Origin of the sequence: Bariatricus sp. SGI.161 (genome assembly GCF_050313695.1) — a bacterium.
In the GTDB taxonomy this organism is placed as follows: domain Bacteria; phylum Bacillota; class Clostridia; order Lachnospirales; family Lachnospiraceae; genus JAFBIX01.
The window spans coordinates 24,510-37,029 of sequence record NZ_JBNPLX010000005.1 but is presented as its reverse complement, the minus strand read 5'-3'; the positions used below and the strand labels follow the sequence as shown (position 1 = coordinate 37,029).

General features: G+C 41.8%; 12 protein-coding genes. 8 read left to right on the top strand and 4 right to left on the bottom strand.

What is annotated here, in order from left to right; all coding sequences use genetic code 11:
* Positions 1 to 14: 14 nt before the first annotated feature.
* Entirely contained in the window at positions 15 to 689 is a 675-nt protein-coding gene (locus ACQRBH_RS04235) for an ATP-binding protein (RefSeq protein ID WP_427760977.1), read from the bottom strand.
* 84 nt (positions 690 to 773) lie between these two features.
* Here ACQRBH_RS04235 and ACQRBH_RS04230 point away from each other — a divergent pair, with 84 nt between their 5' ends.
* The 6 genes from ACQRBH_RS04230 to dnaJ all read left to right on the top strand — a co-directional run bounded on the left by ACQRBH_RS04230 (position 774) and on the right by dnaJ (position 7,423).
* On the top strand, positions 774 to 1,433 hold the full coding sequence (locus tag ACQRBH_RS04230) for a Crp/Fnr family transcriptional regulator (protein ID WP_427760976.1): 660 nt from the start codon (positions 774 to 776) through the stop codon (positions 1,431 to 1,433).
* A 105-nt stretch (positions 1,434 to 1,538) separates the two neighbouring features.
* Positions 1,539 to 1,832 carry a hypothetical protein gene (locus ACQRBH_RS04225; RefSeq protein WP_235232077.1) on the top strand — a complete coding sequence of 98 codons (294 nt, stop codon included), beginning with the start codon at positions 1,539 to 1,541 and terminating at the stop codon, positions 1,830 to 1,832.
* Between the two features lie 569 nt (positions 1,833 to 2,401).
* Positions 2,402 to 3,445, top strand: a complete 1,044-nt coding sequence (gene hrcA, locus ACQRBH_RS04220) for a heat-inducible transcriptional repressor HrcA (RefSeq protein WP_235232079.1) — start codon at positions 2,402 to 2,404, stop codon at positions 3,443 to 3,445.
* Positions 3,446 to 3,462: 17 nt separating this feature from the next.
* Positions 3,463 to 4,164 (top strand): nucleotide exchange factor GrpE, encoded by a 702-nt coding sequence (gene grpE, locus ACQRBH_RS04215; protein ID WP_427760975.1) that lies wholly within the window; start codon positions 3,463 to 3,465, stop codon positions 4,162 to 4,164.
* A 38-nt stretch (positions 4,165 to 4,202) separates the two neighbouring features.
* Positions 4,203 to 6,098, top strand: a complete 1,896-nt coding sequence (gene dnaK, locus ACQRBH_RS04210) for a molecular chaperone DnaK (RefSeq protein WP_427760973.1) — start codon at positions 4,203 to 4,205, stop codon at positions 6,096 to 6,098.
* 137 nt (positions 6,099 to 6,235) lie between these two features.
* Positions 6,236 to 7,423 carry a molecular chaperone DnaJ gene (gene dnaJ / locus ACQRBH_RS04205; protein WP_427744586.1) on the top strand — a complete coding sequence of 396 codons (1,188 nt, stop codon included), beginning with the start codon at positions 6,236 to 6,238 and terminating at the stop codon, positions 7,421 to 7,423.
* 21 nt (positions 7,424 to 7,444) lie between these two features.
* On the opposite strand, the gene ACQRBH_RS04200 is transcribed toward dnaJ, so the two are convergent.
* The 3 genes from ACQRBH_RS04200 to ACQRBH_RS04190 are packed head-to-tail and all read right to left on the bottom strand — an operon-like array spanning position 7,445 to position 10,668.
* Positions 7,445 to 8,599 (bottom strand): ABC transporter permease, encoded by a 1,155-nt coding sequence (locus tag ACQRBH_RS04200; RefSeq protein ID WP_427744588.1) that lies wholly within the window; start codon positions 8,597 to 8,599, stop codon positions 7,445 to 7,447.
* Positions 8,586 to 9,728 (bottom strand): ABC transporter permease, encoded by a 1,143-nt coding sequence (locus ACQRBH_RS04195; protein ID WP_427744590.1) that lies wholly within the window; start codon positions 9,726 to 9,728, stop codon positions 8,586 to 8,588. The genes ACQRBH_RS04200 and ACQRBH_RS04195 overlap by 14 nt, the downstream gene beginning before the upstream one ends.
* Positions 9,729 to 9,738: 10 nt before the next feature.
* On the bottom strand, positions 9,739 to 10,668 hold the full coding sequence (locus ACQRBH_RS04190) for an ABC transporter ATP-binding protein (protein WP_235232084.1): 930 nt from the start codon (positions 10,666 to 10,668) through the stop codon (positions 9,739 to 9,741).
* A 124-nt stretch (positions 10,669 to 10,792) separates the two neighbouring features.
* Here ACQRBH_RS04190 and ACQRBH_RS04185 point away from each other — a divergent pair, with 124 nt between their 5' ends.
* Together ACQRBH_RS04185 and ACQRBH_RS04180 are read left to right on the top strand one after the other, a co-directional pair.
* Positions 10,793 to 11,887 (top strand): sensor histidine kinase, encoded by a 1,095-nt coding sequence (locus ACQRBH_RS04185; protein WP_347376047.1) that lies wholly within the window; start codon positions 10,793 to 10,795, stop codon positions 11,885 to 11,887.
* The gene (locus ACQRBH_RS04180) at positions 11,884 to 12,507 is read left to right on the top strand and encodes a response regulator (protein ID WP_427760972.1); all 624 of its coding nucleotides are present in this window, start codon (positions 11,884 to 11,886) and stop codon (positions 12,505 to 12,507) included. The genes ACQRBH_RS04185 and ACQRBH_RS04180 overlap by 4 nt, the downstream gene beginning before the upstream one ends.
* The last annotated feature ends 13 nt before the right edge of the window (positions 12,508 to 12,520 follow it).

Genomic DNA, 12,520 nt, shown 5'->3' with positions numbered 1-12,520 from the left:
CCCAATCACAAAACCTAATCAACCAGATTCCCATCAATCCCAATGGTCACGACTTGCCAGGGGATGAATTTTCCACTTGTTTTTAGTGCTTCGGTTGCTGCCCGTTCAATTCCACCGCAGCAGGGGACTTCCATGCGGACGATAGTAAGACTTTTGATGGAATTGTTTTTAATGATCGCTGTTAATTTCTCTGTATAATCGCCTTCGTCTAATTTGGGACAGCCGATTAAGGTAATGCGGTTTTTGATGAAGCGATTATGAAAATCCCCATAGGCATATGCGGTACAGTCTGCCGCAATTAACAGGTCTGCATTTTCAAAATATGGTGCATTGACCGGAACCAGTTTGATCTGAACAGGCCACTGATTAAGTTGGCTTGGTGAAGGAGTGCATCCTGCGAATTCTGTTGGCTTTTCTTCTTTTGGTTCCCTCATTTCTGCAATCATTTTCTTGATATTCAGATGCTTTTGTACTGCTTCTTCATCGTATGCTGCGGCCTCTCGTTCTTCCAAAGTGATTGCGTTGGTCGGGCATACCGGAAGACAATTGCCGAGACCATCGCAATAGTCATCACGGATCAGCTTTGCTTTCCCGTCTATCATAGCAATGGCGCCCTCATGGCAAGCGGCAGCACAGGCTCCACATCCATTACATTTTTCTTCGTCTATATGAACCATTGTTCTTAGCATATAAGTACCTCCTTGATTTGTTGTATCTAATTTACTACAATTATAAAATAAAATATGTTGTTTTTCCAACGATTGGAGGAGCTTATGAAAATAAATATTGATATTTTGAAAAAATCTCCGTTGTTTATGGGAATTGAGCAGGAAGAGATAGAGAAGATAATGCCTGTTTTAGAAAGTAAGATGAAAGTATATCAGAAAAATGAGATGATACTTGGAGAGGAGGAACCGGTAGAGAATCTTGGGGTAATTCTAGAGGGATTTGTACAGGTAATATGTGAAGATGTATTTGGTAACCGTTCGATATTGGAACAACTTGGTCAAGGAGAACTGTTTGGGGCAGCATTTTCTTGTGCAGGAATCAAAAAAAGTCCAGTCAGCGTTGTGACAGTGACGGATTGTACTGTTTTACAGGTTCCTGTGAAGAAAATATTTGAATTGTCTGCTGAGGGTTCTCTATTACAGCAGAAGTTCTTTATAAATATGGTACAAATATTTGCGAGAAAAAACGTGATGCTGGGAGAAAAGATCCGCCATATTTCAAAACGAACTACTAGAGATAAATTATTATCTTATCTGTCCGAACAATCAAAAAGAGCAGGAAGCAGGCATTTTACCATTCCATTTAACCGACAGGAATTGGCAGATTATCTCTGTGTGGAGCGGAGTGCGATGTCAACGGAACTGGGGAAACTAAAAAAAGAAGGTATTCTTGATATGTGCAGAAGTGAGTTTTGGCTAAAGTAGAAAAAACATTGAGTTTTTATTATTTAAAATGTATAATCAGTTATAGAACGAATTGGGGAATGCTTCGCTGGAAGATTCCTAATTTACATTTTAGGAGGGAATATCATGAAAGTTTACGATTCAGTAAAAAAGGAAGAATTAGAAGTGGATGGAACAAAAGGATTGATCCAGATCATGAAGGATGGACGTCAGGTAGATTTATATCTGAAAGAAAAGAAATCTGACGCAGATGGTTATATGAGCTGGGATGTAGAACACTGGTCCAGTATTGATCCAAAGAGATTTATTCGTTGCTACTCATTAGAAGGAAGAGTATTGGGTGAATCTACCGGACATAATATCTATGACCTTGAAAATGAGTTTAAGCCGGAAGAAGCAGAAAAAATCGAGCTTAGTTAGGAATTTAGATGCGTTAGTTGGTAATTGAGGAGTGTACGGCAAAAGGGAGCTGGAGCGGCTGGCCTGTATCCGGTATCCTTCGCTTGGAATCCATAACAGAACAAAGAGCTGCAATTTCGTGACCGGACTGATTCACCGAGAAATTTGGATAATTTCTCGATTCAGCAGTCCTTTCGAATTTGGCTGGATGCCAAATTCTCACACGGAATTGCAGCTCTTTGTTCTGTAACGGATCCTAGCGCTTGGCTAGACGGATACAGGCCAGATGCTCCAGCTCCCTTGCGCCTGACATTCTCAATTACTGAACGATCTCATCCGAGAGGTATTCCCAGTGCGTAACACAATGGGGAACGATGTTTTTATATTATTCATCGTTATTTCGATAGATTTTTGATAATACTTTTCCACTTTTCATCATGCGCAGGAATCCTCCCTCATCTAAATTCATTTTATAAAAAATATGTAAACTATGTTGACAAATGAAAACCATAGTGATACATTAATAGTCGAAGATGTTAGCACTCCTTAAATTCGAGTGCTAACAGGGAAATCCGAAAGGAGGAGTACAGATGATAGCGGATCATGGACTTAGTGATCGTAAATTAAAAATTCTGCATGCAATCATTCAGAATTATCTTGAGACCGGCGAGCCTGTTGGTTCCAGAACGATTTCAAAATATACGGATTTGAATCTGAGTTCTGCAACGATTCGTAATGAGATGGCTGATCTGGAAGAGCTTGGTTACATTATACAGCCACATACGTCTGCTGGACGAATTCCTTCGGATAAGGGCTATAGACTTTATGTTGATATGTTGATGGAAGAGAAGGAACAGGAACTGAATGAGATGCAGGAGCAGATGCTGGATAAGGCAGACAAGATGGAACAGCTTCTGAAGCAGGCAGCGAAAGTTCTTGCCAGTAATACGAATTACGCAACAATGGTCTCTACACCAATGAACAGCGCGAATAAAATTAAGTTCATTCAGTTGTCTATGGTAGACGAGGAACAGATCATTGCGGTGATCGTACTTGGCGGTAATGTGATTAAGAACAAGATTATTAATATAGATGAACCACTCAGTAATGAAAATTTATTGAAGTTGAATATGCTTCTTAACACAACGTTAAATGGTATGTCTATTGAAGAGATTAATCTTGGATTGATTGCAAGGCTGAAAGAGCAGGCTGGAATACACAGTGCAGTGATTGGAAATGTTCTGGATGCAGTAGCGGATGCCATTCAGATCGATGAAGATATGCAGATCTATACAAGTGGTGCTACGAACATATTTAAGTACCCGGAATTGAGTGATAATCAGAGTGCTCAGGAAATTATCAGTGCTTTTGAAGAAAAGCAGCAATTGACGGAACTAGTGACACAGACGCTGGCAAAAGAAGATAATACAGGGATTCAGGTATATATTGGTGATGAGACACCGGTACAGACTATGAAGGATTGTAGTGTTGTCACCGCAACTTATGAATTGGGAGATGGCATGAAGGGAACCATAGGTATTATCGGACCAAAAAGAATGGATTATGAACATGTATTGAAATCTATGAAACGGCTTCAGAATGAGCTGGATCGGATGTTTCATAAAAAAGAATAAGAAAGGTGGAATAACCCTTGGAAAATAATCAGGAGAAGAGCCAGGAAGAGATGGTAAAAGAAGCAGTTGAGGAGGCAAAGAAAGCTGTTGCAGAGCAGACAGAAGCCGACGAAAAAGCTGCAGAAGAAACTGGCGACGAAAGAGATAATGAAGTAGAATCAGAAGCGGACGCTGCTACAAAAGAAGATGCTGAATCAGATGAAATTGCTGACGAAGCAGAAGCCAAGAACAGTGATGAATCCAAATCTGAAAAAAAGATATTTGGCAAGAAGAATAAAAAAGATAAAAAGGACGAGAAGATCGAAGAACTGACAGACAGACTTACTCGTCAGATGGCTGAGTTTGATAACTTCCGCAAGCGTACAGAAAAGGAAAAATCCCAGATGTATGAAATAGGAGCGAAAGATATCATAGATAAGATTCTTCCGGTAGTTGACAATTTCGAGCGTGGGCTTGATGGTGTCAAGGAAGAAGAAAAGAACGATCCCTTCATCCAAGGAATGGAGATGGTGTATAAACAGTTATTGACTACACTGGAAGGAGTAGGGGTCAAGCCTATCGAAGCGGTAGGCAAAGAGTTCAATCCTGATTTCCATAATGCAGTGATGCATGTGGAGGATGAAAACTTTGGTGAGAATATTGTAGCCGAAGAATTCCAAAAAGGATATATGTACCGTGACTCTGTAGTGAGACACAGTATGGTAAAAGTAGCAAACTAAATTGAACTTCATTTTAAAATAATTAGGAGGTCTTTATAATGGGCAAAATTATAGGTATTGACTTAGGAACAACAAACAGTTGTGTAGCTGTTATGGAAGGTGGCCAGCCAACGGTCATCGCAAATACAGAAGGTGCAAGAACAACACCATCTGTTGTAGCATTTTCAAAAACAGGAGAGCGTCTGGTAGGTGAACCTGCAAAACGTCAGGCAGTAACAAATGCTGAGAGAACAATCTCTTCTATTAAGAGAGAAATGGGCAGCGATTACAGAGTTACAATTGATGACAAGAAATATTCTCCACAAGAGATTTCTGCTATGATTCTTCAGAAATTGAAAGCAGACGCAGAAGGATATCTTGGAGAAAAGGTAACAGAAGCTGTTATCACAGTTCCTGCTTATTTTAACGATGCTCAGCGCCAGGCAACAAAAGATGCTGGTAAGATTGCAGGTCTTGATGTAAAACGTATCATCAACGAGCCTACAGCTGCAGCTCTGGCATATGGTCTTGATAATGAAAAAGAACAGAAGATCATGGTATATGACTTAGGTGGTGGTACATTTGATGTATCAATCATCGAAATTGGTGATGGTGTCATCGAAGTATTGTCTACAGCTGGTAATAACAGACTTGGTGGTGATGATTTCGACCAGAAGATCACAGATTATATGATTGCTGAATTCAAGAAACAGGAAGGTGTTGATTTATCTACAGATAAGATGGCACTTCAGAGATTAAAAGAAGCTGCTGAGAAGGCTAAAAAAGAATTGTCTTCTGCAACAACAACGAATATTAACCTTCCATTCATCACAGCAACAGCAGAAGGTCCAAAGCACTTTGATATGAATCTGACAAGAGCAAAATTTGATGAATTGACACATGATCTCGTACTGAAGACATCTGAGCCTGTACAGAGAGCACTTTCAGATGCAGGAATCACAGCATCTGAGTTAGGTCAGGTATTATTGGTTGGTGGTTCTACACGTATCCCGGCTGTACAGGAAGAAGTAAAACGTCTTACAGGTAAAGAGCCAAGCAAATCTCTGAACCCAGATGAATGTGTAGCACTTGGTGCTTCTGTTCAGGGTGGTAAACTTGCCGGAGATGCAGGAGCTGGAGACATCCTTCTTCTTGATGTAACTCCATTGTCACTGTCTATTGAGACTATGGGTGGTGTTGCTACAAGACTGATCGAGAGAAATACAACAATTCCTACCAAGAAGAGCCAGATCTTTTCTACTGCAGCAGACAATCAGACAGCCGTTGATATCAATGTCGTACAGGGTGAAAGACAGTTTGCAAGAGATAACAAGTCTCTCGGACAGTTCAGACTGGATGGAATCGCACCGGCTCCACGTGGAGTACCGCAGATTGAAGTTACATTCGATATTGATGCAAATGGTATCGTAAATGTATCTGCGAAAGATCTTGGAACAGGAAAAGAACAGCATATTACCATTACTGCTGGCTCTAATATGTCCGATGAAGATATTGAAAAAGCTGTAAAAGAAGCAGCAGCATTCGAAGCTCAGGATAAGAAACGTAAAGAAGGAATTGATGCTAAGAACGATGCAGATGCATTACTTTTCCAGACTGAGAAGGCACTTGGTGAAGTTGGGGATAAGATTGATGCAGCAGACAAAGCAGCAGTAGAAGCTGACTGCAAGGCATTAAAAGAAGTCCTTGATAAAGTAAATATGGATGATATTTCAGATGCACAGGTCGCAGAGATGAAAGCTGCAAAAGATAAACTGATGGAAAGTGCACAGAAAGTATTTACAAAGATGTATGAGCAGGCTGGAGCTGCGGCAGGTGCAGGCCCGAATCCGGGCGCAGGCGCAGGTCCAAATCCAGGCCCGAACCCAGGAGCAGGTCCGGCACCGGACGGTTTCCAGGGAGACGATGTTGTAGATGGAGATTATAAAGAAGTCTAATACACTTGGCGAGGTTCTTGTAAGCTTGGTGTGAAGGCTGTTCCGCGGAACTCAGTAATACCAGACAGAGCTGAGCTTCGCGGAACTTCCTTATGTCTTGAAATAAATCTTAAGATTAGAGAAGAAAGGGATAGACGATGGCAGAATCAAAGAGAGATTACTATGAAGTGCTTGGCGTCAGCAGAGATGCGGACGAAGCGACTTTAAAAAAAGCATACAGACAGGTTGCCAAGAAATATCATCCTGATATGAATCCCGGTGATGCAGAGGCTGAAAAGAAGTTTAAAGAAGCTTCGGAAGCTTATGCAATTCTGAGTGATCCGGAAAAGCGTCGTCAGTATGACCAGTTCGGCCATGCGGCTTTTGAAGGCGGTGCCGGCGGAGCTGGTGGTTTTGGTGGATTTGATTTTAATGGAGCAGATTTCAGCGATATTTTCGGTGATATATTTGGCGATTTATTCGGGGGCGGCGGACGCAGAGGCCGTGCCAGCCAGGGCCCAATGAAGGGTATGAATATCCGTAAGAGCGTAAGGATTACGTTTGAAGAGGCAGTGTTCGGATGTGAGAAAGAATTAGAAGTTGTATTGAAAGATCCATGTCCAAAATGTGGCGGTACCGGTGCAAAAGCGGGCACTTCGCCAGAGACTTGTCCAAAATGTGGCGGAAAGGGTCAGGTTGTATATACGCAGCAATCCTTCTTTGGAACTGTTCAGAATGTGCAGACTTGTCCGGATTGTGGTGGAACAGGAAAAATCATTCGTGAAAAATGTCCGGATTGTGGCGGAACAGGATATATTTCCAGCAAGAAAAAGATATCTGTTACTATTCCGGCAGGTATTGATAATGGTCAGAGTGTTCGCATTCGTGATAAGGGTGAGCCTGGAACAAATGGCGGACCAAGAGGAGATCTGTTGGTAGAAGTGGTTGTATCCAGACATCCAATCTTCCAACGCCAGGATATGCATATCTTTTCAACTGTTCCAATTTCATTTGCACAGGCAGCGCTTGGAGCAGATATCCGAATTAAGACAGTGGATGGAGAAGTCATCTATAACGTGAAGCCAGGAACTAAAACGGATACCAAAGTACGCCTGAGAGGAAAGGGTGTTCCATCCGTACGGAATTCACAGGTTCGTGGAGATCATTATGTAACGCTGGTCATCCAGACACCAGAACACTTAACTGCTGAAGCCAAAGAAGCACTCCGCAAGTTCGATGAGCTGTCAGGAAATTCACTTCATGCAGCAGAGGATCATTCGGAACATAAAGGAACCAAAAAGAAAAAAGGATTTATGGATAAAGTTAAGGAAGCCTTTGATGAATAAGTCATCAAGGGCTTCCTTTTTCTATATTTGCCGTCTGTGGCGTCCAATTACCAGTGCGGCAACGAGAAAGGCTGCCGCAAAGAGAAGCTGGATACCATAACCGGTCAGAAGTGAATGGAACTGACTTTGACTCAGATGCCCATTGGAAGCGAGGAGACTATTGTTGATTTCATACCAGTATGCTGGAAGGAAATGTGCCACTGTTTTGATGCCTTTGTTTAAGATATCTATACTTACGAAGACACCACAGAGAAAGGACATGCCCAATGTCAATACATTGACAACGGCGCTTACGGTCTCTTCCCGGTGTACCAGTGTTCCTACAAGAAACGCCAGTGTCAATGAGACAAGAGTCATGATCAGGCTGTTGATCAGGTAGTAGGGCAGATGTGCGTCCTGAAGAAAATTTTTGCCGTATACCAGAATCGGGAGGAAGGCGCAGATAGCCCATACGACAAAACCAATTACCATAAATCCTAGAACGAGCTGAAGATTCTGGCTGTTGCTGGAGACAGCAGAACAGAGCATTCGTTTTCGGATATCGGGTTTATTAAAAGCAATCATGATAAAGCTTAATGCATAACAGAGGATGCTCATCAATATATATGGCATATACTGGAACATAAAAGCATGACCAGGCATCTGTCCGCCAAGTCCATTTTTATCTATCATAGAGACGTCTGATTCAATAGAAGTATTGTTCTGGACTTCGCTGATTGCCTCTGTTAATGAAAAACCACAGGATGTCAGAATGCGCACATCATTTAAAAATGTATTGATCTGTTGGTCTACATAATATCCGCTGTTACTTCCGGGAACCTTTGTGACAGAAAGTTTTTCGTCACCGTTTAGACAGAGTTCTTCAAAATCATCCGGTATGGTAACCACATAATAGATTTCGCGGTAAAAAAGTCTTTCCTGCAGGATACTTTTATCATCTGGTAATTCCTTAATATTATGATAATGAGACAGGTACTCGGTAAGTCCTTGGGCAAGTGCTTTGCCGTCATGGTCAATGACAGCTATGTCCAGTCTTTCTGCTTCAAAAGTAGTCTGAGTGTCTCCACCGGTTATTTTCTGAATGGTCAGGCAGATGGTCAGAAAGATGGCAAGATACATGATGAGTGTGCCGATATTTTGTTTTGCAACGGTTAGAAATCCTTTAAATACTGTCATAACGTTCCCTCCTGACACTGAAAAATGCAACCGCCAAAAGCAGAATACTCATAACGGCAAGTATGAGAATACAGCGAGTAAAACGCTGCATATCGTTGTAGATTCCCATGCAATAGAAGGCATCACTCAATACAGCGGCCGGATTGATGCGGTTTATGATTGGACAGTGAAGCTCAATGATATTCTTCATATTTCCAAACATCAGACCTGCCAGGAATCCCGGGAATAAAGTAATGGCGACTGTGAGCCCGTATTTCAGGTCTATGGATAGCCGGCTGACACATCCCAGTGTAATTCCAATACATACACCAATGATACTTCCCATCAGGTTCACCAAAAGAAGTGCTGGCAGATTATCCCCCAGGCTGATTCCCAGAACCTTTGTGATATAGAGATTCAGAATCAGCATATTGATAAAGTGGATGGCAACCAGTACAAACATATCAATGCATATTAATGTCAGGCGATGGGTGGGTGTGATACTCCGGCGCATACCGAGCGGACTTAAGTTTGCCTGGGAGTCAAAGCTTGACCGGATTCCCAGAAATGCGCCTGACAGGCATGCATAGGCGATTAAAGCAAAGAAATACTGGACAGATGGGTTCATAGATTTACCGCCTAATGAGGTCTCCTTTGTCATCTCTTTGTAGTCACTCATTACTTCTAGTGCGTGTTCTAGATGTTCTGGATGTGAGGAGGTGATTTTCTGAAGCATGGCAGCGCTCTGGTTATAATTATCCAGAAGTGCAGTCAGGATACTTTCATTGAGTCCGCTCTTGCTGACCGTCAGTGCAGGTGTTTCGCGTACGTAGAAGATCCCTGTGATATCCCCTTCATTCAATGCATGGAGAGCAGCTGATTCTGATGAAATGTCCTGGATATTCAGTGTTTCCGGATCCAGTTGCTCTAAAAAGGAAAGGAACACAGAAGCATTCTCGGATGAGGAATCTTCTTCAATCACTGTGACTTTCACAGGTTCCCACTCGGCTTCTCCTGTAGATGCAAGACCGGAAGATGCAAAAGCAAAATAGAAAAAGGTTCCAAGAATAATCGGGAAAGCCAGTGCCCAGAACATAGAACTTATATCTCTTAGATTCTGTTTGAATCGATATTTGATCAAATGCAGCATAAAGTACCTCCTAATCTCTGAGTTCTTTGCCGGTGATTTCGAGGAAGACGTCATTCAGCGTCGGTAGTTCGGAAAAAACACGCCCAAAAGAAATGTCTCGTTCTTGCAGGTAATTTAATATACGTACAAGATTGTGCTTGGCGCCGCTTAAACGGATTTTCAGTACCTGGTTATCATAAATCACATCAAATACATGTGGAAGTGTACGGATATCCGTCAGAAGTTCTTCGTCCAATGCAATCGCTTCTATGGTAATCGTCTCTCCTGTCTTAATCATTTTCTTTAATTCTTCGGTTGTTCCGGTTGCCAGAACCCGTCCGTGGTCGATAATTGCTATCCGTGAGCAGATTTGTTCCACTTCTTCCATGTAATGAGAAGTATAAATGATGGTGGAGCCCTGACGATTCAGAGAGAGGATTCCTTCCAGAATCTTGTTACGGCTCTGTGGATCTACGGCGACAGTTGGCTCATCCATGATGATAAGCCGAGGTTTGTGGACGATTCCGCAGGCGATATTCAGCCTTCTTAAAAGACCGCCGGATAGTTTTTTGGGGCGCATTTTCTGGAAATCTTCCAGTCCTGCGAATTCGATGGCTTCTTCTACCAGTTCTTTCCTTTTGGATTTATCTTTGACATAAAGCCCGCAAAAATAATCGATATTTTCACGGACAGTCATCTGGTCAAAGACTGCTACATTTTGCATGACGACACCGATATTTTTCTTGATGTCATAGCTGTTCGGCTGCATCTCTTTTCCGAAAATCGTGATAGTTCCCTTGTCGTATTTCAGTAGGGCAAGCATGCAGTTGATTGCGGTTGTCTTACCGGAGCCATTCGGTCCTAACAGTCCGAAGATCTCGCCCTCTTCAATGTCCAGATTTAAGTGATCTAATGCCACCAGATTCCCGTAACGTTTTACAAGATTTTCAATATGAATCATGGCAATGCCTCCATTTCTCAATGTTTTTCGGATACTTGTAGTATAAGAAAAACTTGTTTATAATGATAGTGTCAAGTGTCAGAAATGACATGTGACAAATGTCATATTATGAATGGAGAAAAGGATGAGACGAATTGTTGATCAGACCTTGTTAATCATATATTGCTTTGTGATACTTCTTCTGGTTCCGGTCAATACGGCATATATCAGCGCGTTTCTTATATCAGTTATCTTCGCCTGTGCCAATGAGTATCTATTTTCAAAGAAATGGAACGGAGTTTTGACGATATTGTATATAGCTGCTTCCTTCTTCTGGCCAGAGTTTCTGTTTTTTACTCCAGTCATCTTGTATGGTGTGTTGAGGGTATCTAATTTTTTTCTTGGCATAATATTGGTCATCTTGGCATTGTATACATATTTCCCTGGTCAGATCAAGATTCTGTGTGTGCTGGGGATTGGCTATGGAATGGCGGGGATTTTGCAGGAATATGCAAAAAATTATGAAGCATTGGAAGAAAAGCTAAAGATGACGCAGGATAACAGTGCAGAGCTGAATATTCTCCTGAAAGAGAAGAATCAGAATCTCCTGAAGCGACAGGATTATGAGATCTATACGGCTACATTGCGGGAACGCAATCGGATTGCAAGAGAGATTCACGATCATGTTGGTCATATGTTGTCTCGGGCAATTTTGATGGTAGGGGCAATGAAAGCAATTTCAAAAGAAGAGAATATGAAAGAACCGTTAGACCATCTGGAAGACACGTTAAATGTTGCTATGACAAATGTACGTGAAAGTGTCCATGATCTTCATGATGACGCAGTGAATCTAAAAGAAGTATTAGATAATCTGATTAAAGAATATACATTTTGTCCAGTGCAATTGATCTATGATATGGGATATTATGTACCAAGAGAAGTAAAATACAGCTTTATTGCGATTGTGAAGGAAGCATTGAACAATGTAATGAAACACAGCGATGCTACAAAAGTTCAGATCGTAGTACGGGAACACCCTGGGTTATATCAGTTGATTGTGGAAGATAACGGAACTGATTGTTTGAAAAAGGAAGTTGTGGAAAGATCGGAGATTCACAGGGGAATCGGACTTCGTAATATGGAAGAACGAACGAAAGCATTACAGGGAACGATGCAGATATCGGTGAAGCAGGGATTTCGCATATATATTACCATTCCCAAGAAGGAGGAGACGGCGTGAAGATCATAATTATAGATGATGATGTGTTGGTGGCTGGAGCATTGAAAACTATCTTAGAGATGGATAGCGAGATACAGGTGTGCAGCACCGGACAGGATGGAAAGGATGCAATAGTGTTATATCGGACATTCCGGCCAGATGTACTTTTGATGGATATCCGTATGCAGAATGTAAGCGGACTGGAGGCATCCAGACAGATATTAGAAGAAGATCCTCAGGCAAGGATTCTTCTGCTCACTACATTTTCTGATGATGAATATATTGTGAAAGCCTTGACTTATGGCGTGAAGGGGTATCTTTTGAAGCAGGATTATCAGAATATTCTGCCGGCTATCAAAGCGGTGTATGCCGGGCAGACTGTATTTGGAACAGAGATTGTCTCCAGAATTCCAGAGCTTCTGCAAGAGAAAAAGACCTATGACTGGAAAGCGCATGATATCAGTGAAAAAGAACTTCAGGTCATTGCATTGGTGGCAGAAGGACTGAGCAATCGGGAAATCGCAGGGGAACTGTTCTTAAGTGAAGGAACTGTGCGAAATTATATCAGTAGCATTCTGGATAAAATGGGATTAAGAGACCGGACACAGCTTGCGGTCTATTATCTGAATACGCAAAGATAAAAGAAAGGAACAA

Bases quoted from the DNA above. Each gene is read 5' to 3' on its own strand.
- ACQRBH_RS04200 (WP_427744588.1), bottom strand. From the start codon at position 8,599: ATGACAGTATTTAAAGGATTTCTAACCGTTGCAAAACAAAATATCGGC.
- dnaJ (WP_427744586.1), top strand. From the start codon at position 6,236: ATGGCAGAATCAAAGAGAGATTACTATGAAGTGCTTGGCGTCAGCAGA.
- ACQRBH_RS04185 (WP_347376047.1), top strand. From the start codon at position 10,793: ATGAGACGAATTGTTGATCAGACCTTGTTAATCATATATTGCTTTGTG.
- ACQRBH_RS04225 (WP_235232077.1), top strand. From the start codon at position 1,539: ATGAAAGTTTACGATTCAGTAAAAAAGGAAGAATTAGAAGTGGATGGA.
- ACQRBH_RS04230 (WP_427760976.1), top strand. From the start codon at position 774: ATGAAAATAAATATTGATATTTTGAAAAAATCTCCGTTGTTTATGGGA.
- hrcA (WP_235232079.1), top strand. From the start codon at position 2,402: ATGATAGCGGATCATGGACTTAGTGATCGTAAATTAAAAATTCTGCAT.
- dnaK (WP_427760973.1), top strand. From the start codon at position 4,203: ATGGGCAAAATTATAGGTATTGACTTAGGAACAACAAACAGTTGTGTA.
- ACQRBH_RS04195 (WP_427744590.1), bottom strand. From the start codon at position 9,728: ATGCTGCATTTGATCAAATATCGATTCAAACAGAATCTAAGAGATATA.
- ACQRBH_RS04190 (WP_235232084.1), bottom strand. From the start codon at position 10,668: ATGATTCATATTGAAAATCTTGTAAAACGTTACGGGAATCTGGTGGCA.
- ACQRBH_RS04235 (WP_427760977.1), bottom strand. From the start codon at position 689: ATGCTAAGAACAATGGTTCATATAGACGAAGAAAAATGTAATGGATGT.